This window comes from Borrelia persica No12, from assembly GCF_000500045.1.
Taxonomy (GTDB): domain Bacteria; phylum Spirochaetota; class Spirochaetia; order Borreliales; family Borreliaceae; genus Borrelia; species Borrelia persica.
In genome coordinates this window covers 128,582-155,111 of sequence record NZ_AYOT01000146.1, presented here as the reverse complement: position 1 = coordinate 155,111, position 26,530 = coordinate 128,582, and the positions used below count along the sequence as shown (strand labels likewise).

18 protein-coding genes are annotated in these 26,530 nt (G+C 28.9%); 9 read left to right on the top strand and 9 right to left on the bottom strand.

The window, feature by feature from the left end:
• The first annotated feature begins 3 nt into the window (after positions 1 to 3).
• A complete protein-coding gene (locus U881_RS0103980; RefSeq protein ID WP_024653324.1) occupies positions 4 to 1,347 on the top strand; it encodes an ATP-dependent 6-phosphofructokinase in 1,344 nt (447 codons plus the stop codon).
• A gap of 28 nt (positions 1,348 to 1,375) precedes the next feature.
• Here U881_RS0103980 and U881_RS0103975 read toward each other — a convergent pair whose 3' ends face one another.
• The 5 genes from U881_RS0103975 to U881_RS0103955 form a co-directional block, all read right to left on the bottom strand.
• Positions 1,376 to 2,707, bottom strand: a complete 1,332-nt coding sequence (locus U881_RS0103975; protein WP_024653323.1) for a CoA-disulfide reductase — start codon at positions 2,705 to 2,707, stop codon at positions 1,376 to 1,378.
• 20 nt (positions 2,708 to 2,727) lie between these two features.
• Complete coding sequence (locus U881_RS0103970; RefSeq protein ID WP_038363633.1) at positions 2,728 to 4,110, bottom strand: L-cystine transporter; 1,383 nt, start codon at positions 4,108 to 4,110, stop codon at positions 2,728 to 2,730.
• Positions 4,111 to 4,196: 86 nt separating this feature from the next.
• Entirely contained in the window at positions 4,197 to 5,771 is a 1,575-nt protein-coding gene (locus U881_RS0103965) for a glucose-6-phosphate isomerase (RefSeq protein WP_024653321.1), read from the bottom strand.
• A gap of 35 nt (positions 5,772 to 5,806) precedes the next feature.
• Positions 5,807 to 6,205, bottom strand: coding sequence for a ParB N-terminal domain-containing protein (locus tag U881_RS0103960; protein ID WP_024653320.1), 399 nt, complete (start codon positions 6,203 to 6,205; stop codon positions 5,807 to 5,809).
• Between the two features lie 6 nt (positions 6,206 to 6,211).
• Complete coding sequence (locus U881_RS0103955; protein WP_024653319.1) at positions 6,212 to 9,046, bottom strand: penicillin-binding protein 1A; 2,835 nt, start codon at positions 9,044 to 9,046, stop codon at positions 6,212 to 6,214.
• A gap of 480 nt (positions 9,047 to 9,526) precedes the next feature.
• Here U881_RS0103955 and plzA point away from each other — a divergent pair, with 480 nt between their 5' ends.
• Both plzA and U881_RS0103945 read left to right on the top strand, forming a co-directional pair.
• Positions 9,527 to 10,315: a c-di-GMP-binding receptor PlzA gene (plzA, locus tag U881_RS0103950; protein ID WP_024653318.1), complete on the top strand. Its 789-nt coding sequence runs from the start codon at positions 9,527 to 9,529 to the stop codon at positions 10,313 to 10,315.
• Positions 10,316 to 10,322: 7 nt separating this feature from the next.
• A complete protein-coding gene (locus tag U881_RS0103945; protein ID WP_235048129.1) occupies positions 10,323 to 11,411 on the top strand; it encodes a tetratricopeptide repeat protein in 1,089 nt (362 codons plus the stop codon).
• Positions 11,412 to 11,418: 7 nt separating this feature from the next.
• On the opposite strand, the gene U881_RS0103940 is transcribed toward U881_RS0103945, so the two are convergent.
• A complete protein-coding gene (locus tag U881_RS0103940; RefSeq protein WP_024653316.1) occupies positions 11,419 to 12,426 on the bottom strand; it encodes an L-threonylcarbamoyladenylate synthase in 1,008 nt (335 codons plus the stop codon).
• Positions 12,427 to 12,568: 142 nt separating this feature from the next.
• On the opposite strand from U881_RS0103940, the gene U881_RS0103935 reads away from it, so the two are divergent.
• The gene (locus U881_RS0103935) at positions 12,569 to 13,390 is read left to right on the top strand and encodes a septal ring lytic transglycosylase RlpA family protein (protein ID WP_024653315.1); all 822 of its coding nucleotides are present in this window, start codon (positions 12,569 to 12,571) and stop codon (positions 13,388 to 13,390) included.
• On the opposite strand, the gene U881_RS0103930 is transcribed toward U881_RS0103935, so the two are convergent.
• Positions 13,387 to 15,438 carry an ATP-dependent DNA helicase gene (locus U881_RS0103930; protein ID WP_024653314.1) on the bottom strand — a complete coding sequence of 684 codons (2,052 nt, stop codon included), beginning with the start codon at positions 15,436 to 15,438 and terminating at the stop codon, positions 13,387 to 13,389. The two genes, U881_RS0103935 and U881_RS0103930, sit on opposite strands and share 4 nt — an antisense overlap.
• Before the next feature lie 228 nt (positions 15,439 to 15,666).
• Here U881_RS0103930 and U881_RS0103925 point away from each other — a divergent pair, with 228 nt between their 5' ends.
• Together U881_RS0103925 and valS are read left to right on the top strand one after the other, a co-directional pair.
• Positions 15,667 to 16,662: a tRNA dihydrouridine synthase gene (locus tag U881_RS0103925; protein WP_024653313.1), complete on the top strand. Its 996-nt coding sequence runs from the start codon at positions 15,667 to 15,669 to the stop codon at positions 16,660 to 16,662.
• Positions 16,662 to 19,283: a valine--tRNA ligase gene (valS, locus tag U881_RS0103920; protein ID WP_024653312.1), complete on the top strand. Its 2,622-nt coding sequence runs from the start codon at positions 16,662 to 16,664 to the stop codon at positions 19,281 to 19,283. The genes U881_RS0103925 and valS overlap by 1 nt, the downstream gene beginning before the upstream one ends.
• Positions 19,284 to 19,316: 33 nt before the next feature.
• On the opposite strand, the gene mnmD is transcribed toward valS, so the two are convergent.
• Positions 19,317 to 19,991, bottom strand: coding sequence for a tRNA (5-methylaminomethyl-2-thiouridine)(34)-methyltransferase MnmD (gene mnmD, locus U881_RS0103915; protein ID WP_024653311.1), 675 nt, complete (start codon positions 19,989 to 19,991; stop codon positions 19,317 to 19,319).
• A 205-nt stretch (positions 19,992 to 20,196) separates the two neighbouring features.
• The gene (groES, locus tag U881_RS0103910) at positions 20,197 to 20,469 is read right to left on the bottom strand and encodes a co-chaperone GroES (RefSeq protein ID WP_024653310.1); all 273 of its coding nucleotides are present in this window, start codon (positions 20,467 to 20,469) and stop codon (positions 20,197 to 20,199) included.
• Between the two features lie 156 nt (positions 20,470 to 20,625).
• Between groES and U881_RS0103905 the strand changes: the two genes are divergently transcribed.
• From U881_RS0103905 to U881_RS0103895, 3 genes are all read left to right on the top strand, one after another.
• On the top strand, positions 20,626 to 22,257 hold the full coding sequence (locus tag U881_RS0103905; RefSeq protein ID WP_024653309.1) for an ABC-F family ATP-binding cassette domain-containing protein: 1,632 nt from the start codon (positions 20,626 to 20,628) through the stop codon (positions 22,255 to 22,257).
• A gap of 22 nt (positions 22,258 to 22,279) precedes the next feature.
• Positions 22,280 to 23,965, top strand: coding sequence for an outer membrane protein assembly factor BamB family protein (locus tag U881_RS0103900; RefSeq protein ID WP_038363698.1), 1,686 nt, complete (start codon positions 22,280 to 22,282; stop codon positions 23,963 to 23,965).
• A 127-nt stretch (positions 23,966 to 24,092) separates the two neighbouring features.
• Positions 24,093 to 26,474: a P83/100 family protein gene (locus U881_RS0103895; protein ID WP_024653307.1), complete on the top strand. Its 2,382-nt coding sequence runs from the start codon at positions 24,093 to 24,095 to the stop codon at positions 26,472 to 26,474.
• Positions 26,475 to 26,530 lie beyond the last annotated feature (56 nt).

Genomic DNA, 26,530 nt, shown 5'->3' with positions numbered 1-26,530 from the left:
ATTATGTATAGGCTTAAAAATCAAAATTTAGATTTTAATATAGAAAATTTAGGGGAATGTAATTATGATAATCCTTTAATTAATTTTTATGCTAATGAGGGACATGTTCATTTTACTGATGAGAAGAGTAAGATTAGATTTAATGTTTATCAAAATGAAGAGGGTTGGAGTCAATATAAGGATATTTTTTTAGAAAAAGCTGGACCTAGGCGTAAAATTTATTTTGTTCCAAAACATGTTAAGGCTGCAATTGTTACTTGTGGGGGTCTTTGTCCAGGTTTTAATGATGTGATTCGTTCAATTGTTAGGACGTTGTGGAATGTGTATGACGTACATAATATTTGTGGAGTTAAATTTGGATATAAGGGACTCTTATCAGAATCTAATTTAAATTTTGTTGAGTTAAATCCTGATGTGGTTGATGATATTAATCAGCTTGGTGGTACAATACTTGGTTCATCAAGAGGGGGAATTAAACCTGTTGAGATAGTTGATACTTTAGAAAAAATGGGCATTAATATGCTTTTTAATATTGGTGGAGATGGAACACAAAAAGGTTCTATTTTAATTGCTGAAGAAATAGAGAAGAGGAATTTGAAAATTGCTGTTATAGGTATTCCTAAAACGATAGATAATGATTTTATGTTTGTTCAAAAATCTTTTGGATTTGAAACGGCTGTGGAGCAGTCAGTTGCTGCTGTTGCCGGTGCACATTTTGAAGCAAATAGTGCTTATAATGGAATTGGTCTTGTTAAAGTGATGGGTAGAGATTCTGGATTTATTGCTGCTTATACTGCTCTTTCTTCTAATGATGTTAATTTTTGTTTGATACCAGAACTAGATTTTGATATTGAGGGATCAAATGGACTCCTTGCTCATCTTGAGAGACGACTTTTCAAAAAAGAAAGTATGGATGAAATTCCCCATGCAGTTATATTGATAGCAGAGGGGGCAGGACAAAAATATTTTGATTCTAGTATGCGTAAGAAAGATGATTCTGGTAATTTGCTTTATGAGGATATTGGACTTTATATTAAAGATAAGATTAATGTTTATTTTAAGTCAAAAAATATTCCAATTAATCTTAAATATATTGATCCTAGTTATCTTATTAGAAGTGCTCCAGCTAATGCTAGTGATTCTCTTTATTGCGCTCGTCTTGGTTCAAATGCTGTTCATGCTGCTATGTCTGGTAAAACTAAATTATTAATTAGTTTGTGGAGTACAAAATTTGTGCATGTTCCCATCAAAATGGCTGTCATTGCTAGAAATAAGGTTAATGTAAATGGTTCTTTCTGGCGAGATGTCCTTGCAAGTACTGGTCAGCCTTTTAGTATGAAGAATTAAAGTAAAAACAGTTTAAATTTTACTTTTTTTATTTTGCTGCATTACCAGCAATATTTAATGCATCCCAAGTTTTTGCGAATGGTGGAGAATATGCAAAATCCATCATTCCAAGTTCATATGTTTTAAGCTTTGCGTATATAGCAACAGATAGTGCGTGCATTCTTAGTGCAGCTCCGTCCTTTCCAATTATTTGTGCACCAATTATCTCTTTTGTATCTTCATTATAGATTAGTTTAATATATAGATCTTCTTGGTTGGGATAATAATTTGTATGATTTTTATCTTTGATAAATACTGTTTTATATTTAATTCCAAGTCTTGATGTTGCTTCTTCAGTAAGACCAGATCTAGCTGCTTCGAGTGATAAAACTTTAATAGATGCGGATCCTAAAGTTCCTTTAAAAGCCACTCGTTTTCCTGTTAGATTTTCACCAATGACCTTTCCTAATTTATTGGCTGTTGTTGCAAGGGGGATGTATTCATTTTGATTACTTATAATGTTATATATTGTGGCACAATCTCCTGCGGCAAAAATGTTTTTTGCGCTTGTTTCGCCATATTCGTTTACAATTATTGCACCGTTTTGTGATGTATCAAGTTGACCTTCTAGAAATTCAGTAGCAGGTTTAATGCCTGTGGAGAGTATTACGAGATCTGCTTTGTATTTGGATTTATTTGTAATGATTCCTTCGACTTTTTCTTTTCCTATTAAGCTTTTTGCAAATTCATCTGTGTGGAGTAAAACATTGTTTTTTATAAGTTCTTCTTCCATTATATTGGTGATTTCTTTATCAAACGATTCGCTTAATATTCGTTTATCCAGTTGAATAATTCTTACGTTTTTTTCTAGGGCTTTAACAGCTTCTACCATTTCAATTCCAATATATCCAGCTCCAATTATTACTATGTCCTTTATTTCTTTTTGGCTTAAAAGCGTTCTGATTGATTTGCCATCTTGCATATTTCTTAGAGTATAAAAATTATTTAGTTTAATGTTATTGATTGGTGGGATTATAGGATTACCCCCAGTTGCAATCATTAATTTATCATAAGTATCATTGAATATCTCTTGCGTTTTAAGGTTTTTTACTTGTATAGTATTATTTTTGATATCTACTTTAATAACTTCGTGTTCAGTAAATACTGATATTCCATTTTGTTTGAATTGTTCAGGTGTTCTGGCTATCATATTATCTGTTTCATCAAAAAATTTTCCAATGAAGTATGGTAATCCACAAGCACCAAAAGATGTGATATTTGTTTTTTCATAAATAACTATATTTAATTCTTTGTTTATGCGTTTTGCTTTTGCTGCAGCACTTGTTCCTGCAGCAGTTCCTCCAATAATTATTATTTTCATAAAATTTCCTATTTATCTATTTATTGAATATTTTGGTTATTATAAATGTTTTTGTCCAATTGCTTTAAATTTTTAGCTGTTATTAGTCCTGCAACCATTGAATCACTTACATTGACAGATGTTCTTCCCATATCAATTAAAGGTTCAATAGAAATGAATAGTCCAACGAGTGAAACGGGCAAATTCATTGAAGAGAGAACCATTAGAGATGTTATCGTTGCACCACCTCCAGCTCCGGCTGCTCCAAATGAAGTTATTATTATTATTCCTATAAGTTGTAGTAGGAAATAAGGATCTGTTGGGTTTATTCCTTGTGTAGGTGCAATCATGATTGCTAACATAGCAGGATGAAGTGCTGCACAACCATTTTGTCCAATAGATGTCCCAAGTGCGCTTGATAGGTTTGCAATTCCTTCACTAATTCCCAATTTTTTGGTTTGTACTTCTACATTAACAGGTATTGTTGCTGCGCTGGAACGAGATATAAATGCAAATGTTAAAACTGGCCATGCTTTTTTAATGAAGGTTATTGGATTTAATCTGTTCAATGCAATAATTGTCATGTGCATTAAAAGTGTGATCCCAATAGCAACATAAGATGCCAGTGCAAATTTTCCAAGTTTCATTATGCTTGCAGTATCACTTGTTGCTGCTATTTTTGTGATCATTGTTAGTATGGCATAAGGTGTTAACTTTAAAATTAAAGTTATCATTCCCAAATTTAAATCTTGTGCTGTTGATATTATTTGTTTAAAGAAATTTATTGATTCTGGTTTTTTTTTGGCAGTTTTTAAAGCTATAATTCCTATTAAAGCGGCAAATATTACTATTCCAATTGTTGAGTTTGGTCTTTTGCCTGCCATATCTGCAAATATATTATCGGGAATTAATTCTGATAGTTTTTGTGCAATTGGAGTTTTATGTAGCTCTTGCAGTCTTTGATCTAGTTTTTGACCTTGAATGATTTCATCAATTCCAGATTGAAGTCCTTCTGCCGTTAATTTAAAGAAAAGAGATGTTGCAATTCCAATTATTGCGGCAATTCCTGCTGTAAATACGAGTATAAATATTACTGATAAGCTCATTTTCCAAATATCTTGACTATCTGTTAATTTTATTAGTGCAGATATTATTGAAACAAGTACTAATGGTATTATCATCATTTTAATAAGTCTTATATATCCAATTCCTATAATATTAGTCCATTTAATAGTTTCTTGTATTATTGTTGAGTCTTGTCCGTAATAATATTTCATGACTGTGCCAAATGTTATTCCTAATCCTAAAGAAATTAATATTCTTTTTGTAAATGAGATATGTTTTTTGCGTAAAAAGTATAACGATCCTATTAATATAAGCATTGTTGTAATATTTAATATTACATACATTATTGTCATCTCCATAATTTTGGCCTCTTATTTATAAATTTTATATAGTACGTTTAATTACGTGTTTAATCATATTAATTTATAAATATGATTATTTTTCGTTAAAGTAATCTATCATAAGATTTGATTATTTCATCTTGTGAATTATCATTCTTTAAAATTTGAGTAGCAATAACTTTGCCCAGCTGAACTCCTTCTTGATCAAATGAGTTTATATTTAGCAAGAATCCTTCAAACATTACTTTATTTTCGTAGTGAGATAGTATTGCACCTATTGTGTAAGGTGTGAGTTCTTGTGCATATATTAATGCAGAAGGTCTCTCTCCTTGAAAGTTTTTGTTTTTGTCTGTATTTTCCTTTCCAATAGAGAATGCAATTATTTGGGCTATTAAATTTGCTTTTAGTTTATCATTGCTTGATGTTCCTTCTAAAATTACATCTTGTTTTAGTTGGGATTCGCTAAATCCTATTAAATCCATTGGTACTATTTCTGTTCCTTGATGAAGCATTTGAAAGAATGAATGTTGAACATCTGTTCCAATGCCTCCCCAAATTATTCTTACTGTTTTATAATCAATTTTTTCTCCAAATCTGTTTACGCTTTTTCCATTACTTTCCATTTCAAGTTGTTGCAAGTGAAGATAAAAGTTTTCCATTGCTTTTGAATATGCAATAATACAGTTGCTGCTATAATTTAGAATGTTGCTTTCATATATACTAATCATTGCTGCTAGGAGAGGTGCGTTTTCTTTTATATTTTTATTTAATGCTTTTTTATCAACCTCATGAGCTCCTTTTAATATTTCTTTTGTAATATCTTCTGTGAAGCAAAGGGTAATTAAAGCAAGTCCGACAGCTGATGTTGGTGAGAATCTTCCACCAATTGAATCATGCATAAAAAAGTATTCAAGATATCCCTTTTCAAGAGCCAACATACTGTCTTTTGAAGTGATGATTATAATTTGTTTTTTGTATTCGTTAATTCCGTTATCTTTGAGTTTTTTGATTAAGAATTGCATATTAGATGCTGTCTCTAGCGTGGTTCCGCTTTTTGATACTATAATGAATAGTGTTTCTTGGAGGTTTAGTTCATTTAAAATTTCTTCCGCTTCATCTGGGTCAACATTTGAGATGAAATAGGCTTTCATCTTACATAAATTTTTATGTTTAGCATAGTTTTTAATTGCACTGTATAGTGCTTTTGGTCCAAGACTCGAGCCTCCAATACCAACTTGTACTATATTTTTAAAAGCTTTTCCATTTGTGTTTTGAATCGTTCCATTTTGTACTTTTTTTGCAAATGCGAAGATTTTGTTAAGTTCTCCTTCAAAAAATTCTCGCATGTTTTCATTGTTTTCTATAACTGTTGTACCAAGTTGTCCTCTTGTTAAATGATGTAACACTTTTCTGTTTTCACTGATATTGATATGTTTTCCATCAATGATTTCTTTATATTTTTCTATTAGATGAGCTTCATCACTTAGATTTTGAAATAGTCTTAAATGATCTTCGTTAATTTGTTTTGTAGCATAATTGTAGTGTACATGATTTCCTTCTATTTTGATGTCATATTCTTTAATTCTATTTTCATTTAATGCTTTCTTTAGCTCTTCGGGATTAATTTGTTTTAGTTCTTGAAAACTTTTAAGTTTATTCAGATTATTGTAATTGCTCATTAATCATCTCCCAATAGTTTTTTGTGTATTTAAATTTAATTTTGTTTTTTTATTGTAAATATTTTTTTAATTTTTAATAATATTAGTTTTATAAATCTTATTATTGTGTTTTTTTCTGAATAATATTTGAGTTGTTCTTCACCTGCTTCTGTCTCACTTTTTGTGAATGATTTTCTGACATTATTTTCATCAAGTTCAATTTCAAGTAATGTTTTTTTATCTTCTATTGGTATTACTTTGACATCGATTTCTTTATATCCAAGTTCTTTTAATACTTGATATCTTCTAAAACCTGCTACTAGGTTTTTGTTTTTATCTATTATTATGGGATAAATTAAACCATGTTTTTTAATGCTTTCTTTAAGGTTAGTTGTATCCCCTAGATTTTTTCTGATTCTTTTTTTGATTTTTATTTGTTCTAAGTCTATTAACATATTTTATTAATCCAATTGGATGTTTTCTCCATTTACGTCTTTTTGTTCACTTTCATTAGTTTGTTCGTTATTATCATCATTAAGTTGTTCATTGTCATTAGTGAGAAACTTTTCTTTAAGTTTCGTTTCACTTGATTTATCTTCAATATTAATATTACTATCTGTATTAATATTATCATCTATTTTTGTATTATTTATATTGTTGTTTATTTTTGTATCTTGGATATCTTGTTTCATATTTTCTTCTTCTATATTTTCTTCTTCATTGTTGTTTTCAAAATTATCATTTTGTTCTTCTGTATTAATATTATCATCAAATTGATTATTGTTAGTTATATTAATATCATTTTCAGTAATTTTTTTGTTTTCTGTTTTGGTGAATTGCTTAAAATCGTTTGTTAGATATTCGAATTCATTACTATCAAAGTTTAGTTCTTCATTGTCATCAATATTGTCGATACCGTAGATATTAAATTCCATTTTGTTTAACAATTCAGATTTGTTTTCATAATATTTTGATTTTTCTAATGGTTGGGTTCCTGGAATAAATATTTCATTTATTACTGTTTCATTGGGTACACCTTCTGGTAGTAGACCTGTTTCTGATTGTACTTGTATGTTTATTATGCCTTTAGGTCTGATAAATACTTTCTGAGGCAAGTTTTTATGGTATTCTGCCATAAATTTACCCCAAGTAGGTCCAGCTAGTGCTGTTCCTGTTCCTGCGGTTCCCAATGAATATCCCTTTTTGTCAAAACCAACCCATACAGCTGTTGTTATATATGGTGAATATCCTATTGTCCATCCATCGGCCCAGTTTTGGGTTGTTCCTGATTTTCCGGCAATATCGGATTTGAAATTTTTAAGATTTGTATATCTTTGACTTGCTAAGGTTCCATATTGTACTGTTGATTTCATCATATCTGTCATAATATAAGCAGTCTGTGGAGATACTATTTGTGCATTAATACCTTTATTCTTAATTGATGTTAGAATTTCGGATTCTACATTTGCTATTGTTTTTCCATTTCTGTCTTCTATATATTTAATTCCGTATGGCTCTACTTCTTTTCCATTATTGCCCAAAATAGCAAATGCTCTTGCCATTTGTATTGGGGAAGTTGATATAACTCCAAGTGCAAGGGGATATACCTTAGGGAATGTTTTGTTTATCTCATTTTGATCTTTTATTCCTAGTAATTTAGCTGCATATTTGATTGCATTGTCAAAACCTAATGTGTCAAGTATTCTAAGAGCAGGAATATTTAGTGAGAAAGCCAGTGCTTTGCGTGTTAATACATTGCCTCTCCATTTTCCTCCATAGTTCTCAGGAGCATATATTTCTCCTTCTTGATTAAAGAAAGCTACTGGAGAGTCTGAAAACATTGTTGCGGCTGTGATTTTTTTTAATTCAATAGCTGCTGAGAAATATAAAGCTTTAAATGAGCTTCCAGGTTGAATTTTTGCTTGAGTTGCCCTATTAAATTCACTTCCCTTTTTGTATCCACTTCCTCCAACCATTGCTTTTATGGCTCCCGTTGTGGTATCTATTGATATTAATGCACCTTCTGGTTGCACAAGTAAGTTTGGATTTGTTTTATTATTTATTGTGTATTCTCTTGTTGCTTTATCTATTTTATCAATGCCTAAGATTGCGGCAAAGCTTGCAATTAGATCAATATTATCTTCGTAAAATTTTCTTGTTTTTAATTTTGTGTATTGTCTACCATTTATTCTAGTGTTTCTTATTCCAAACAGATCAGCTAGCGTGTCAATTACTGGCACTATTTCTGAATTTATTACTAGTGTTTCTGATGATTTTGTAGAATTATACATTTTTCTTGCTCTTGTAATCATGTCTTGTGTGATTTCATTTGCCTGTTGTTGTGCTTCGAGATCAAGTGTTGTATATATTGAATATCCATCTTTGTATATGTTTGCTTCTGCTGGAAGATATTTGCTTATTCGTTGTCTTATATATTCTGAGAAATAAGGAGCATTATCTTCTTTATCAGACATGGCTGGTGTATCTGCCATGCGAGTCCAATCATAATTTTGCCAGTATTCATCAAATTCTGCTTCAGCTACTTCAGGACTGATAATACCATTAGATACTACTTGATTTAGTACTGTTCTTTGTATTTTTTTTGCAAATTCTGGATTGTAAAATGGTGAATAGAGTTTTGCATTTGGTAACTGTATAACCATCAACACGGCTTCTGCTGTGTTGATATCTTTAACGCTTTTGTTGAAAAAAAATTTTGAAGCTGCTACCACTCCATAATTTCCATTTCCAAAGTAGACTTTATTTAAATACTTTTCAAGTATTTCATATTTTGATAGTTTTTTTTCAAGTTGTATTGCCCACCAAATTTCGTTTAATTTTCTTAAGATAGATCTTTTTGCTTGGTTTGTATAGAGTAATTTTGCTAATTGTTGCGTTAAAGTACTACCACCTGAGAAATATCTTCCAAGAACAATATTAAATGCAGCTCTTAAGATTCCCATTAGTGAAAAACCTCTGTGAAAGAAAAAGCTAAGATCTTCTCGTATTAAAAGTGTGTTTATTAAATTGTCAGGCATTTCTTTTAAAGATAGTAGTTCTCTATTTTCATCAGATATAAATTGTGTTATGAGCTTGCCATTGCTATCAAAAACTTTTGATGGTATAGCAGGATTTACATATCCAAATTTTTTGTCTTTTTGGATATTTATAGTTTCGACTATTGTGATTGATAAAGAAATTATAGAAAAGCTGATAGTAAAATACGTAAGATAAATAAGTATGTTAGCCTTTTTGCTAAGAGTAATACTTTTCAAATTATATCCTTTATGCTTAATTATACTATAAAATATGATAAACTTAAAAAGTTTTTTGAGTTGTTCTTGAGACAAGATATTGTTATAATTCCTTCTTATATGTCTTTGTTTTGATATTTAGAGTTTTTAAATATTAATTGTCTGTGAATTGAAAGTTTGAAAAGAACGGGTCTTTATCTGTAGGTATTGTTTTTTTTTAAATAAACGGTAAAAATAATAAGAATTACGATTGTTAGTTTGAATGATAGATTATTTTACGTTATGGCTTTTTTGAAATTTTGATTTATACAATTGGTTTTTTATATTGATTTTTAGGATGAATTTGATTTTTATATTTATTTAATCATACATTCAATAAGTTACTAACTATTGGTTGTATTTAATATTTTGGGATAAAATTATTTTAAAGTATATGCATAAATTAAAATTTTTGAATTTTATTACTTTCAAGTTCCTGAATATCAATTTTAACATGTTTGTTAGATTTCAAAGGAGAGGTTTATGTTTTTATCTAAAAAAATAAAAGATTATGAGGCTAAGTATAGGGGTAAGGAAATTAAAATGAGTACTGAAATTAATAGTTTCCTTAATATGAAAAATTCTGTTGAAATAAAAGTTGGTACTTATGTGGTAGTTGGTGTAATTTATTCTATTTCTATGGGTACTATTAAAATTATTTTGCAACAAGACAAAATTTTACCTATTTTGGCTCAAAATGGAAATTTGGGTAATATTCAGATTAGGAGTTATGACAGTAGTGCTGGGGATGATACTTTTTATATTCCTTCTTTAGTTGTGAAGTTGATCAATACGTCTTCTTATTCTATTCAAGATAAAGAATATAATTTATTGACTCTAGAGTTTTTATCTTCTATGCCAGAAGAGATTTTAGTTAAAATTGGGAAATTGCTTGATTTAAAACTTGGTCAGAATCAAAGAATTCATGAGCGTATTATTATTGATAAGGAGTCTTTAAAAAAACTTAATCTTGCTTCTGATAAAGCTTTTATTGAAGTTAATGGAGTTAAGCATAAATGCTTGATTAAAGATATGTCTTATGGAGGTGCTCTTTTAATATCTTATTTTGATTATGAGAAATTTGAAGAGCGTAATACCGATTTAATTTTAAATTTTGAGATTGCAGGTAAAGAAGTCTCTATTATAGGACAGGCAAGAAATTTAAGTGTTATTCAAACTCCCAATGGTAAGGTTTTAGCTATAGGTATTGCATTTTGCGAAGAAAAGATTCCTCTTGATTATACGATGTTAATTCATGATTATTTTAATTAGAGGATTTATGCTTAAGAATATTGTTTATGTTTCTCTTCCTGAGAATTTTACAAGACAGATTAAAGATTTTGTATTTGATCCCAGGATACTATTACCAGTTGAGGTTAGTGATATTGAGCATTTTTCTCAAGATGAACTTATTTTTGAATCTATTATGTCTGCAATTCTTAAGATTTCTGCTTATGAGCAAGATAATGTTAATTTTCCTTATTATAAGAAGCTTTTATTGGCTTTAAATCCAAATATTGTTAGTATGCTTATTAATGTTGGTCTTTCTAAGATTGATGAGGGAGATTATAATTTGGCTCTTGAGATTTTTTTGTCATTAAAAGGTATTGAGGGTGAAAATGAGATTATTCTTTTTAATTTGGCATTATTATATGAAAGGATAGCTGAAAATTTTTTAAGGCTTGAGCAATATATGGATGCTATTAATAGTAATCAAAATGCTTTAAATATTTATGAAAGGTTATTAGAATTTGAGAATCCTAATGAAAATGTATTTGCAAATGCTGGATTTTTTTTTGTTAAGCAATATAAATTGGATAGGGCTCAAGAATTACTTAATCATTATTTGAAAATTTCTAGTAATTTAGGATTGAAGAATAAAGTAAATGAAGTTTTGAATGTTATAGAGGTGCATAAGAATTTAGCTTTAAATCTTGAAAAAATATATGATTTGATAATTTTATCAAAAGAAGATGAAGCTATTTGTAAACTTATTGAGTTATTGGAATATCACAAAGATTCTTGGAATGTTTGGTTCTTGCTTGGATGGGGATATAGGAGAAAGGGATTTTATTTACAGGCAAAAGATGCTTTTTTGAAAGTATTGTCTTTTGATGCTAATAATGTTGATGCTATGAATGAAATTGCAATTTGCCTTATGGAGCTGCTTGAATTTAATGAGAGTCTTGAGTATTTACTTAAAGCATTAAAACTTGAACCTGATAATATTAAAATTATTTCAAATCTTGGTATTCTTTATTTAAAGATGGAGCGTAAAAGAGAGGCTAGGGACTATTTTCAAATTATTCTTGAATATGATTCAAATGATCCTATTGCGCGTAAGTATTTGAAGTTATTGGACAAATAATTTCAAATTATTTAGAAATAAACTTATTTGAACTTGCTTTCTTTAGTCTGTTGTTTATTGAATATCCAAGTTGGTTATTATCTACAAATTCGGCAAGTATTTGTTTGTATGTTTTCTCAGATTCTACAAAAATTTTATAAATGTTTTTTGCATATTCTTCTAATGTGTGAAATACACAAATGTTATTTGTATTCCAAAACTCACTAAGCCAATATGATTTAAAAGTATTTTTCATAATGAGTATTTTTGTATCTTTTTGTGATACATACTGTCTTATGTTGTCTTTTTGTTTAAATAGATAAACGGGTATGCTTGGCCTGTAATGTTCTAATAAGTTTCCAGGTGATTGATGGATCATATCCGTTTCTAATGAGTATTTTACACTAAATTTTCCATTAAGTTCTCTCTCTATCATTTCTTTTGTTATTGAGCCTGGTCTTAATATTGATATATTGCCTTTATCGTCGAAACTTATAACAGTTGATTCTATGCCAATTTGTGATATTTCGTTTTTCTTAATTATTCCCTTAACTAAACCTTCAAGTTCTCTTATTGCCATTTCAAAATTAGTGGCACTTGGCCGTTTTGATAAATTTGCCGATGGGGCTGCTATTGGAACTTTGCTCATCTTGATTAATTTTAGGGCTATAGGTTCTGAGGGTATTCTTACTGCTATGCTTTTAAGACCGCCATTTATTAATTTAGATATTTTACCTGCATCTTTCAATATGAATGTTATGGGGCCTGGAGTAAATTTGTGCATTAAAATTAAAGCACTCTCTGGTATATATTCTACAAGTTCTTTTATCTTTTCTATTGATTCAACATGTACTATTAAGGGATTTGTAATAGGGCGCTTTTTTACTATAAAGAGCATTCGTATAGCGTCTTCATTATATGCATCAGCTCCAATTCCGTATACTGTTTCTGTTGGAAATACTACTAATTCTCCTGAATTGATCAATTTTGCTGCTTTTTCGATTTCAGTTTCTTTTATTATTTCTGTTCTCATCAATGTTACCTGTTAATTTTATCTTAGTATATTTATTAAATCAAAAAATTGCAAATAAGCAATTTAAATTAACTTACTTCATTAATTTTGTGTTATAAATCTTATGCTTTATATTGTAATATGCGATATGATACAATATGTAATTATGGTAAGTTTATTTGACCTTATGGGTATTAGTGTAAAATTTATGTTCTTATTTTTATTTTTTGCTACTGTGCAATTAAATAGTGCTACTGTAGGGCTTGCTTCATGGTATGGAGAAGCTTTTCATGGGAAGACTACTGCTAATGGTGAAAAATTTGATATGACTGCTCTTACAGCTGCCCACAAGGAGCTTCCATTTAATAGTGTTGTAAGAGTAACAAATTTACTTAATAATAGAACGGTTGTTGTAAGAATTAATGATAGGGGTCCTTTTAGAAAAGATAGAATAATTGATTTGTCGAAGTCTGCTGCTGAGAAGTTAGATTTTATAGGAATAGGTGTTGCTCCTGTAAAAATTGAAATACTAGAACAAGCTAATGCAAAAGGCGTTAAAGCTCAAAAATCTAAGGAAAATGTTACTCAAGAATCTAAGAAAGAATCTAAGAGGAATGTTAATCTTAAAGATGCTTCTGATACTAATTTTGGTAATGATGTTGTTGATTTAAAAGCAGATAAGAGTGTTGCTTTAGGTAAGGAGCATACTGAGGTTGCAGGTCAAATTTTAAATGATGCAAAGGAGCCAGATTTTTATATACAGGTTGGTTCTTATAAGACTAAGGATTATGCTGAGAGAGCCTATAAGATACTTAAAGGTGCTGGTCTTAGTGTTTTTGTCAATTCGCATGGACCTTTTTTTACAGTTTTTGTTCCTACTTATGCTGATGATGTTCAGAGGAATGTTGAACTTGTTAAATCTACAGGATACAAAGATATTTTGATAAGAAAGACTAAAATTCCAGGTGATAGTCTTCTTATGGATTAATTATTTTGATCTATTGTTTGAAAAAACGTATTAATTGTATGTTTGATAGTTACAAAATTTGAGTAGTAAGTTTTTATTGTAGGTAATGATTTTAAAAATAATTTACCATAAGTTTTATTAAAAATTCTTTTGTCAAAACATACTATAATTCCATAATCTTTTGAATCTCTAATTAATCTGCCAAATCCTTGTTTAAATTTCATTATTGCTTGTGGCAGTGTTTCTTTTATAAAAAAATTTTCATTTGCTTTATTGCATAATTCGTTTTTTGCTATTAAGATCGGATCTGAAGGGCTTTGAAATGGCAGTTTGGGGATTATAATCATTGTTAATTGATCTCCTTTAATATCGATTCCTTCCCAAAAATTTTTTATTCCTATAAGTACACTTTTTTTGGGTGATTTTTTGAATGAATTTATAAGTTCATTTTTTGGTAATTCTCCTTGTATAAAAATGTTGATGTCGTTTTCGATTAAAAAATCTTTAATGTTTTGACTTATGTACTGTAAGCTTTTAAATGAAGTTAGAAGAATTAGAGTTCCGCCTTTGTTTAATATCACAAGTTCTTTAATATATCTTGTTGATTGATTTAAAAATTCTTCTTCGTTATTAGGGTTTTCAATATCTGATGTAATTGTGAGTATTGATTTTTCCTTATAGGGAAAAGAGTATGGCAAGTTTTCCATTTCGATGTGTTTATTACTTAGGTTCAGGCCCGTTTGGTTTAAAAAATATGAAAATGATTGATTTATCGTAAGAGTAGCTGAAGTAAAAACTATTCTTTTGATTCGCTGATACATTATTTTGTTTAGTTGAGGACCTAAGTGAATTTCTGATGTTTGAAATATGATTATGTTTTTTTTATTTTCTATCCAAAAACAAAGATTGTTATCTTGATTTTCGGATGTAAAATTTTGAATTAATGATTTTTTTTGTTCTATGTTTTTAATTAATCTGTTTAGTTCAATTTTTGCTGTTTTGTTTTCTATGGTTTGTATTATTGATGTTATGCTTGTTTGATAATTTTCCAGATGATATATGATATTTTGTAGAGACGTTTTAATACGTATATAAAAATCTGTTTTATGTGTGTCATTGGTGATTCTATAGATTGATGGTAAATCTTTTTGCATGTTTATTATATATTCGATATTTTCAAAGTTCTGTATTGTTGCAATTTCGAGATCCCTTTTATAAATATTATTTATATTTTGTTGTCTAATTATTTTATCTATTTTGATGAAAATTTGTTTTATTTCAATTTTTGAAAAATTTTTATTAAATAGGCTTCTTGCAGCTTCTTCTAGATAGTGAGCTTCGTCAATTATTATGTTTTTTATACTAGGTAATATTAAGTTAATATCTGTGTTTTCTGGTTCAAAATTATTGTCATGGTTTTCTTTTTCTGTTAGTATTTCGTTTCTTATGTAAAGGTCGTTTAAGAGTAGATGATGATTGGTTATAATGATATTGCATTTTAATATTTTATTTCTTGCCTTTTTAAAAAGGCATTTATTCTCATTAGGACAGGTGATCTCTGAGCATGTTTCAGGATTTGCTGATACTTCTTCCCAGATTTGCTCATCTATGAAATTAAGTTCATCTCTGTCTCCTGTTTTTGTATTTTTTGCCCAATTTATTAATGTTTCTAAATTTTTTTTGTTTAATGTATATATTAAAAGACTTCTCTTAAGTTCTTCAAGTCGTTTAAGACAAATATAATTGCGCATTCCTTTAATTATTCCAAACTTTATTTTAGAAGGAATAATTTTTTTTAAAGATTGAATGTCTTTTTTTATTAGTTGTTCTTGAAGATTGATAGATGATGTTGAAATTATGACTTTTTCTTGTGTTTTTTGAATGAAATCAATAGCAGCAATTAAATAAGCAAGACTTTTTCCAGTTCCTGTTGGTGCTTCAATGACCAAAAAGTTTTGATCCTCAAAGGTTTGGTTTATTTTGTTTATCATCCTAATCTGTGTGTCTCTTTTTATGAATCCTTTGATATTTAATTCTGCTTGCTTGAGTATATATTCGCTTAAGTTCATTTAGTAAATATCCTTTTTTAATGGTTTTATAAATTTTATGTATTATGATATGTCTTGTATTATGATATCTCAAATTTGTCATTGTTATTTATTTTAAGAGATATTTTCAATATTTTTAGATATCTTTTATTCAAATTTAATAAAAATTTTTATCATTGCTTGCGATCTTAAAATTCATATTTAAATCCCTTCTTTACCATGTTATTGACTTATTATATTATTTATTTTATGACTTTTTTAAGTAATATGAATCGTCCAATTATGATTTTAGCACCTATGGAAGATGTTACAGATACTGTTTTTAGAAATTTGATTCATTTGATAGGAAATGGAAAGGATGTTCCTGATATTTATTTTACCGAATTTATTTCTGTAAGGGGACTTTTGAATAAATCAAAGCAATCAATGCAACATGTTTTAACGACAAATGGTGAACTTAAGCGACCTTTGATTGCTCAAATTTGGGGTGATGATCCCGATAAATTTTTTAAGGCAATAGAAATTTTAGCTGGTTTGGGATTTTGGGGAATTGATCTTAATATGGGTTGCCCTAAGAAAAAAATAATTAAAAAGGGGGTTTGTTCTGCTTTAATTAATAACAAATCCTTGGCTCGTGAAATAATTATTGCAAGTAAAGAGGCATGTTTGAAATATGGATTACCTCTTAGTGTTAAGACCAGACATGGTTTTTTTTCTGATGAGGTTACAGATTGGTTGGGTTTTTTGCTTAAGTTGGGTATTGATATGTTAACTTTGCATCCTAGACTTGTTATTAATCAAAGTGAGGGGCATATAGATATTAATGTGTTTGATGAACTTGTTAAGTTGAAAAATGAAATTAATCCTTCTGTAGTGATTATTGGGAATGGAGATGTTTTAAGCTTAAGTCAGGCATATCAAATGATTAATAGATATGCTATTGATGGGGTAATGTTTGGTCGTGGGATTTTTAAAAATTTAAACTTGTTTAGAAAAGATGAACCTGGCTTTTTAGATAGCGATTTGAATTTTAGATTAAATATATTAAAATTGCATATAACGGATTTTCATTCTACTTGGGGTTCTACTAAAGATTTTAATAAGCTTAAGAAGTACTTCAAAATTTACTTTAATGAGAGTGAAATGTGTAGTGAATATTTTCAGAATATTATGAGTTCAAGTAGTTATGATGAACTTTATAAAAATCTAAATCGAATTAATATTATAGGAGATAAGCTTAAATAATGGACGATGAACTTTCAAGCAGTTATAATCCTAAGGTTTTTGAAGATAAAATTTATAAAAAATGGTTAGATAATGGTGTCTTTAGTCCTAATGATAAGATTGAATCAAAATTTAGTATGGTAGCACCTCCTCCGAATGTTACAGGCATTCTTCATATGGGACATGCTCTTAATTTTACTTTACAAGATATTCTTGTCCGTTATAAAAGGATGCAGGGATATAATACTCTTTGGCTTTTTGGAACGGATCATGCTGGAATTGCGACTCAGACAATTTTTGAGAGACAGCTTAAAGAACTTGGCAAAAGTAAAGACGATTTTAGCCGTGAGGAGTTTGTTGAAGGAATTTTTGAATTAAAAAATAAGCATAGAAAAATAATTATAAATCAGGTAGAAAAGCTTGGAGCTTCTTATGATCATTTGCGGGAGAGATTTACTCTTGATGAGGGGCTTTCAAGGGCTGTTAATAAAGTTTTTATTGATTTGTATAATAAAGGATTGATTTATAAGGGGGAATATCTTGTAAATTTGGATCCTGGCTCTGGAAGTGTTGTTAGCGATGAAGAAGTTGAATATAAAGAGATTTTGGGAAAGATTTATTTTGTTAAATATTTATTGTGTGATGGTAGTTTTATTGAAGTTGCAACTACTAGGCCTGAAACTATGTTTGGAGATGTAGCTATTGCTGTTAATCCTGATGATGAGAGATATAAATCTTTGATTGGGAGTGAAGTTGTAATCCCTATTGCAAATAGAAAAATTAAGATAATAGCTGATTGTTATGTTGATATGGAATTTGGTAGTGGTGCTTTGAAAATAACACCCGCACATGATCCTAATGATTTTGATATTGCAAAAAGGCATGATCTCCCTAAAATAAATATTTTGACTAGGGATGCAAAACTTAATAAAAATGTTCCAGTTGAGTACCAAGGTTTAAGTGTTAGTGCTGCAAGAAGTAGAATAGAAAAAGAGTTAAAAGAAAAAGGCTTTTTAATAGATATTAAGCAACATAAGCATCAGGTTGGACATTGTCATAGATCTGGAAAAGTTGTTGAACCTTATTTGTCAAATCAGTGGTTTGTGAAAATGAAACCATTAGCCGATGTTGCATTACAGGCATTGATGGATGGAAAGATTAGGTTTTATCCTAAAAAGTGGGAAAATACGTATAAGCATTGGTTATTAAATATTAAAGATTGGTGTATATCTAGACAATTAGTTTGGGGGCATAGAATTCCTGCTTGGTATGATACTCAGACAGGAGAGATTATTGTTAGTGAATCTGATCCTTCACTTAGTGAAGATTATAGAGGAAGGAGTTTTGTTAGAGATGTGGATGTGCTTGATACTTGGTTTTCTTCTTGGTTATGGCCATTTTCTTCTCTTGGATGGCCAGATGTGACTTTTGATTTTAAAAATTATTATCCTACAAATACTTTGATTACTGCTTATGACATAATATTTTTTTGGGTGGCAAGGATGGTAATGGCAGGACTTGAATTTACGGGAGAAGTGCCATTTAAGGATATATATATAACACCTCTTTTAAGAGATAAAAAGGGTCAAAAGATGTCAAAATCTTTGGGTAATGGCATAGATCCTCTTGAGATTATAGATCAATATGGAAGTGATGCCTTGCGTTTTACTCTTTCATTTCTGTCTGTACAAGGTCAAGATTTAAACATTGACACTAAAGATTTTATGTTTGGAGCTAAGTTTGCAAATAAAGTATTTAATGCGTCTAAATTTATTTTATCAAATTTAAAGGGTAGATTGTTGTTAAGTACTTTAGAATTTGATGATGTTGATAAATGGTTAATTACAAGTTTAAATTCAACCGTTGCTATTATAGATCAAGCATTTAAAAATTATAAGTATAATGAGGCTACAAAGGCTGTATACGAATTTTTTTGGAATGATTTTTGTGATTGGTATATTGAGATTAGTAAAATTAATTTATATGGTGATGATCTTGATTTACAAAATATGACCATTTCGAAATTAATTTTTTTCTTGAAAGAGGCTTTGCTTATTATGCATCCCTTTATTCCTTTTATTACTGAAGAAATTTATTCTAAGTTTTTGTCAAAAGATATATTGTCTTTAAAAAAGTATCCTGAATTTGAAAGTCAAAGAGATTTTAAAGAAGAATTTCAAAAATTTAATTTATTTAAAGAGTTTGTTATCTCAATTAGAACTCTTAGGAGCGAATTTAATGTAGTTCCTAATGTTAAGATTAATGTTGCTTTAAAATTTGGTAGTAATTTTAAGTTTGAAAAGTATTTTAAACAAAATGAACATATTGCAAAAAAGCTTATTAATTTTGATTGTATCTTTTACAATGAAAATTATGAGAATATGATAGGCGTTCCCAATGTTGATTTTGAAAGTTTTGCAGATATTAAAAATCTCATAGATACTGATAAGGAACTGACAAAACTTAGTAAACAATTAGAAAAATATGAAAAGCTTAAACATTTAACTCTTAAAAAGCTAGAAAATCAAGATTTTTTGTCCAATGCTCCTGGTGAAATTATTGATCTTGAGAGAGCAAAATTAGAAGAATTTGATTCTTTTGTTTTAAAGATTGGTAATTATATTTCTAATTTAAAGAAATAGAAATACTTTTTATTGCTTTAGAGTTTGTTTGTGTTATTTCATTTGTGCTTTGAGCATGTGTCTTTTGTGATTGAATCCTTTTATTTTAGAATAATGAAAATTGGCAAGTTTCAGTCCATCTTTTACAATTCTTGCTGCAGAAAATGTTGAGAGTTTTGTTCCAATTTTGCTCTTTTGTGAGATTATTGTAAATATTTCTTTGCTCCACATTCTGATGTTTTTGCTTGGAGTAAATCCGTCTAGGAACCAATAATCGATATATTTTGGTAATTCTTTAAGCTTTTGTTTAGCATCACCAATGAGTATTTTTAAATTAATATTATCTGATACTTTGTATTTTATATCTTTTATTGGTATTTTTGGATATTTTTTAAGCATTGTCTTAAAATATTGTATTTCGTTGTTAAAAAGTAGTGATATTTTTTTTATTTGTGCTTTTTTTAACGGAAATTTTTCAATTGAATAATAATTGATTTTTGTTTTAAGGTTATTTTCTTTTAAATATTTTAATAGGGCTATTAAGTTCAGTCCCGTTCCAAATCCTAATTCTGCAATCGTTATACTTTTGGCAGTTGCAAGTTCTCTCTCTAGTTCACAACCTTTGATAAACACATAGTTGCTCTCTTCAAGTCCATATTGAGGATCATAATAAATATCTCCAAATTTATTTGAATATATGGTTTTACCTTTAAAGATTAATTTGTACATCGTTTTTATAAATAAATCACGAGATAATAATTTATCCCTCTAGAGAGATTAAATCAAAAAGTCCATTACTTTTAATTTGATAGTAATGTTATTTATATATCAATCTTAGATTTTGTTTGATTAGGATAATAGGATGTAACTACTAAATTTGAAAACTTTCCCTTTTATAGAGAAACTAAATCACAATTTTAGTTTCTCTATTTCCTTATTCTTCTATAATAGCTATTATTTCTTTTGCTTTTAGAATGAGGTGTTCTTTGTCTTCAATTTTTACTGCAGCACCAGCATATTTCTCATAAAGTACGGTATCTCCAATTTTGACATTAATTTCTTCCTTGCTAGATCCAATGGCCATAACCGTTCCAATATGTGTTTTTTCTTTTGCATTTTCTGGTATGTACAATCCTGAAATTGTTTTACTCTCAGCTTCTTTTATTTTTATTAAAACTCTATCTGCTAAAGGTTTAATATTTTTCATTTCAAACATCTCCTTAATTTGATAATATAAATATACGAAAAAGTAAAGTAGTAAGTCAAGATTTATTAATACAAATATTGATTTACTACTTGAAAATTAGCTTTATTTTAAAGATAATTCTTTTAATAAAATGTCAAGTTTAGGTGGAAAAGTAGTTTGATAAGAGTAAGTAATTTAGAAGTTGCATTTGGAGAGAGGATTTTATTTAAAGATGTAAATATTAAGTTTTCTTCTGGAAATTGTTATGGCATAATAGGTGCTAATGGTGCTGGTAAGAGTACATTTTTAAAAGTTTTGGGTGGAACAATTGAGCCTAGCAAGGGCGAAGTGTCGATTGCTAAAAATCAAAGAATGGCTGTTCTTGAACAAAATCAGTTTGCGTATGATGATTTTAAAGTTATTGATACTGTAATTATGGGTCACAAAAAACTTTATTCTTTGCAAAAAGAAAAAGATGAGATTTATTTGAAACCTGATTTTAGCGATGAAGATGGTATTAGGGCTGGAGAGCTTGAGGCAGAATTTGCCGATCTTGGAGGTTATGAAGCTGAGTCTAATGCTGCAGTGCTTTTAAGGGGGTTGGGTATAGATGAGTATTTGCATTCTAGTTTAATGAGAGATGTTGAGGCGGCTTTAAAAGTAAGGATACTCTTAGCTCAAGTTCTTTTTGGGGATCCTGATATATTACTTCTTGATGAGCCTACTAATAATCTTGATATTCAATCAATTAAGTGGTTGGAAGAATTTTTAATTAATTTTGAAAATACAGTTATTGTTGTTTCACATGATAGACATTTTTTAAATCAAGTTTGTACTCACATTGTTGATATTGATTATGGAAAAATTCAAGTTTATCTTGGTAACTATGATTTTTGGTATGAGACTAGTCAAATACTTAATAAGCAATTGAAAGATGCTAAGAAAAGATCTGAAGAGAAAATAGCAGAACTTAAAACTTTTATTCAAAGATTTTCAAGTAATGCATCAAAATCTCGGCAAGCAACTTCAAGGAAAAAATTGATTGAAAAAATTAAAATTGAAGATTTAAAACCTTCTTTAAGAAAATTTCCTTATGTTAATTTTAAGAGTGAACGAGATCTTGGAAAAAATGTTCTTACAATTAAGAATCTCACTAAAGAATTTGAAGGACAGTTTATTTTAAATAAATTTGGTGTTGTCATAGAACCTGGGCAAAAAATTGTTTTTTTAGGTAGTCCAATTTCAGCAAGTTATCTTTTTGATATTATTACTAATGAAGATAGAGATTATAAGGGGCATTATGAATGGGGTACTACTGTTAATTTTGAATACTTTAAAAAGGATAATGAAGAATATTTTAATGTAGATTTAAGTTTAATAGATTGGCTTAGACAATATTCTAAAGACCAAAATGAAACTTATATTAGAGGGTTTTTAGGAAGAATGCTTTTTAGCCAAGATGAGGCTTTAAAGAAAGTTAATGTTCTCTCAGGAGGTGAGAAGGTAAGGTGTATGCTTGCAAAAATAATGCTTAGCGGAGCTAATGTATTATTATTGGATCAACCGACTAATCATCTAGATCTTGAGGCAATTACATCTCTAAATACCGGTCTTAAAGATTTTAAGGGAGTGGTTTTGTTTACATCTCATGATCATCAGTTTATTGATACGATAGCTAATAGGATTATTGAATTTACTCCTAATGGAATAATTGATCGTTTTATGACTTTTTCAGAATATATTGATGATCTTAGAGTTAAGGAATTAAGGGACAAACTTTATGAAGGACATGCCAGCTTAAAGCTTTAGTCACATTTTGACCCATTTTAGGATGTTTGTGATTTTGAAAGTAAATTTTTATGTTTTGATATTTTTTAATATTTGTTCTTTTTTGTTTGCAGATATTAATCTTTATTTCCAAAAAGCTTTAACAGGACAAATTTTAGGAAATCCTATCCTTGATGAGAGACGTGATACTATTACTGTATTGACAAAAGATAGATGGTTAATAACTTATACTATGTCTTTGAGTAAAAAGTATTCTTATAGGTTAGATAGAACACCTTATCCTTTCTTATTAAAGGATTTTGGTAGTGGATATTACGTTATTACAGGACGTAATGAGGTTCAAAAAATTCGAAGAGGAAAACTTATATGGAAATATAACTTGGATGTCGCTCCTACAAAAGCTCCTTCAATAGGCAATGGTTATATTTTGATTCCTACAGTTGATGGTAGGGTTATTGCTTTAAGGCTTGGTGATGGGTATAAGGTTTTTGAGATAGATATAGAAGGAAAGGCATTAACTCCATCTGTTGTTCTTGAGAATGGTAATTTTTTTATTATCAATGAATATGATGAAATGTTTGCTTTTAATGATGCTGGAGAGCAAATGTGGACTGTTTCGCTTATGTCTTCTCCCAGTGTATTTATGATAAATACTGACAATAATATAATTGTTGGATTGCAATCTGGAAAGATCGTTGTTTATGATAGTGAATTTGGTGATGTATTAAATTCTGTTAGTTTGAATTATCCTATTAAGTTTTTGTTTGAAAAATTTAATGGAGAATATGTTGCCGTATCTGATATTGGGGTTTTTTTTAATTTAAGTAAAGCTCTTGAAGTAATGTTTTTTAAAAATTTGTCCCTAAATGTTAAAGAAGCTGTACTTTATAATAATAAAAATCTTTGTATTGTTCTAGAATCAAATTCTGTTTTAGCTCTTGATGAATATTTTAGATCAGTTGATAAGTATGATAATACGAAGGAGATATCGGGTCTTGTAGCTAATGTCGGGATAATTGTTACTGGAGGATTTAATTGGATATTGACCACTTATTATTATAAATATAAAGATATGCTTGATGTTGTTGTTTGGAATCATACATTGGGTAATAGATACCATCAAAATAGAATAGATTTTAGAGAAAAATCTTTGGCAGAACATGAAAATATTTATTTGAATCTTGATGAAATGTTGAATTCTGCATATGATAAGGCTACTTATCGTAAATTTATAAGTACTCTTGATTCCCTTTTAAAGAGATATGGTAGTTTTCCTAAAAAATATTTAAATTTATATAGAAAGGCTCTTGATAATTGGCTTACTCCAAGAGATGGAGTTGATAGAATATCTCAAAGAGGACAACTTTATAAATATTTTATGCATGTTGATGATATTACTTCAGTTAAGAGTTTTATTAATGTTGCAATTCAGGAGAAAGATATTACCAATGTAATTCAATTGGTTAAAAATATTGCTAAATTTGAATATTATCATGATCAAGGTGAACTTGTGTATAAGTATATTCAATATATAATATTAAATTATCAGGGTAATTTAGAGATAGCTTATGCTGTTCTTTTAAGCTTGCGAAAGATTATTTTAAATTCTACAGATGATAATCTTAAAAAGTATAGGGATAAATATCTAATTCTTTTGAAATTTATAAAGCGCCAGAATTTTTCTGAGAAAATTAGTAAGTTTGTTAATGAGATTATTATGAATTTGTGATTCATTTTGTTGTTAATTTTATGGTATCATGTATTGAATACATTTTATGTTGTGTTAAAATTGATGTTTTAGTTTATACCAATTGAGTAATAATAAAGTTTATAGTTGACCAGGGGGAGAATTTATTATGAAAAGAATATGGGCACTTTTTAGTTTGTTATTAATCTTTTTAAATATTGTTACTTTTCATGCTAGAGAAGTTGATAAGAAGAAATTAAAAGATTTTATTAATATGGATCTTGAATTTGTTAATTATAGAGGTCCTTATGATTCTACAGATACTTACCAACAGATAGTGGGTATTGGTGAATTTTTGGCTAAGAATTTAGTTGATAATAAGGCTAATTATTACGACAGATATTATGTTAATAGGTATATTGATCGTGAAGATGAAAAAAGTAGTTCTGATGTTTTTATTATTGCTTCAAAATCGTCTCTTGATAGCATTTTAAATCTTAGAAGAATACTTACAGGATATTTGATGGAAGGTTTTAAATACGGTAAAGAGAGTGCAGAATTGCTTGCTAAGGCTATTACCATATATAATGCTGCTTATCGTGGTGATTTGGATTATTATAATGATGCTTATATTAATTCGTCTCTTACGGATTTAAGTAAGAATAATGTAGGGCTTTCAAGAGTTTATAGTCAATGGGCTGGAAAGACTCATATTTTTATTCCTCTTAAGAGAAATATTTTGTCAGGAGACATTGAATCAGATGTTGATCTTGATAAAATAGTTACGGAAAAAGTATTGGCCTCTCTTTTGAGTGAGAATGAAGTAGTTGGTACAAATTTTGCGAGAGATTTAACTGATATTCAAGGTGACATGCGTGATGTTGATCAGGAAAAAATTGATATTGAATCTAATACTTTAAAAAGTATCGATGATGAATTAACTGAGACTATTGATAATTTGAGGGAGCAACTTGAGAGAGCTACTGATGATACTGAGAAAAAAGAGATTGAAAAGCAAATTGATGATAAAATAACTGAAAAAAATGTTTTAAAAAATAAAACAGAGGGACTTAAAAAGTCACAGAAAAAATTAGATAGTTCTCAGGAAAAATTGGATAAACAGAGAGATGTAGTAAAGGATAGGATACAGAAGGATATTGATAAGGGTAATAAAAATAAAAATTTGCCAAAGCCTGGGGATATAAATTCTCCAAAAGTAGATGAAAAATTACAATTAATTGAGACTATTGAAGAACTAGAAAATCAGCTTGAGAAGACTACTGATGATGCTGAGAAAAAAGAGATTGATAAGCAAATTCGTGATAAGATGATTGAAAAAAATGCTTTAGAGAGTAATCTAGGTAAGCTTAAAGGGGTAGATAGTGGACTTAATAAACAAAAAGGTCCAATTAAAGATAAGTTGCAAAGTAATGTAAATCAAGAAAAGAAAAAGGACAATTTACTATCAAAACCTAAGGATGCATCAAAGAACGATAAAGATGTAAATCAAGAAAAGAAAAAGGACAATTTACTACCAAAGCCTAAGGATATATCAAAGAATGATAAGGATGTAAATCAAGAAAAGAAAAAGGACAATTTACTACCAAAACCTAAAAGTACATCAAAAAGTAGTGCAGAATTGAAATCACTTAAGGATTTAGCACAGCAGCTTAGAAAGGCTACTGATGATGCTGAGAAAAAAGAGATTGAGAAGCAGGTTGATGATAAGGTAGTTAAAGAAAATGCTTTAGAGAGTAATCTAGGTAAGCTTAAAGGGGTAGATAATGGATTTAATAAACAAAAAGGTCCAATTAAAGATAAGTTGCAAAGTAATGTAAATCAAGAAAAGAAAAAGGACAGTTTGTCAAAGCCTAAGGATATATCAAAGAGTAATGAAAAATTAAAATCAGCTGAGGAGTTGAAAAAACAACTTGAAAAGGCTACGGCAAATGTTCCAAAAAATTCTCCTAATATTGCAAATAATCGATCTTCTCAGTTATTACCCAATAAATCTTTAAATGCTAAAGAGAAACCAGTTCAATCTGAAGATATGAATAAATTACCCCTTAAAGATAAGAACACAAAACCTGTATTTTTAGAAATTTTAAATCCTAGCACTAATTTGGGTGTTCTTAGGTTAATTGATTCAGATACAGAGCAAGTGGGTAAGGATTATCAATATGGTATTAGAAGGTATGGGGTTTATGAGAGAGAAGATGATCTTGTAGCTATAAAACTTTGTTCAGGTATTGCAAAGCTTCAAGTACTAAGTAAAACAGAAAATTTAAAGGTAAAATCTCAAGCAGGTTTTGAATTGAGTAGAGATTCTTCTCTTTTTGTTGATTCTGAAATGATTTTGGTAGTTGTTAAGGATAATAATGTCTGGAAATTGGCAAAATTTTCTTCAAATGATTTGAGTAAGTTTATTCTTTCAGAAGAGGAAGTCTTACCATTTACAAATTTTACTGTGAATGCAAATTATGTTTATTTACAGGATGCATCTAAATCAATCATTACTTTAGATCTAAACACTTTAGAAAAAGTACATTAAGTCAGATTTTAATTAATTAATATGTTTACAACAGCTACAGGAAGAATAAAATTTAT